Source organism: Halalkalibaculum sp. DA3122, assembly GCF_043951865.1.
GTDB lineage: Bacteria > Bacteroidota > Rhodothermia > Balneolales > Balneolaceae > JAMQKA01.
Genome location: NZ_JBINJF010000106.1, coordinates 1 through 632, shown reverse-complemented (window position 1 = coordinate 632; position 632 = coordinate 1). Strand labels below are relative to the sequence as shown.

The 632-nt window shown below is 46.5% G+C and carries 1 protein-coding gene; it reads right to left on the bottom strand.

All coding sequences use genetic code 11. The annotated features are described in order from the left end of the window. Window positions 1–326: hypothetical protein (locus ACG2F4_RS19400; protein ID WP_395262597.1), on the bottom strand; the 326-nt coding region annotated here is incomplete at its 3' end. Between the last annotated feature and the right edge of the window lie 306 nt (window positions 327–632).

Here is a 632-nt window from a genome sequence, read left to right as displayed (position 1 = left end):
ACCAGCAGTACTGCAGCTATTCGCAACAGCATGCCCAGCGGGTTTGCTCTCCTTCTATCCAACTGCCTGGGAACCGGTCCATACTCAAATTTATCGGTCTTTTTCTCCCTTTTGATCTGCTCGCTGATCGTATCCCAGGCACGCCTCTTGTTTCCCATCTTCAACACGTTTCCCGAAATGTCCCACAGGTTTTGCACCTCTTCCAGCTCCTCCTCGCGAGCGGGATCTTCATCAAGCCACTCATTAACGAACTTTTCATCTTCCCGGGAGTACTCGCCGGTTACATATCGTTTTATCTGTTCGGGATGTATCTCACGTAAACCCACGGTAATCTGATATTAAGGCGAATATTATCATTATTTTTCCTGCGTTCTTACTACAATGACAACTATACCTGTGGTTACCGTGACAGCTGCCTGGAAAAAATTTCTTTGATAAATGTGTTTATCATTCGTCACCCGCAGGGAATGGGGAATAATGTGGCTATTTCGGTCATATAGTGCCACTCATTTCGGGCCATATAGTGCCACTTTCCAACAGCGATATTAGCGGTTAACGGTCATTGGGTCAAGCGTTGTTTTTTGCGAAGCGATTCGCCTTTGAGTTCCAACCGATGAGAAGAGTACACCACC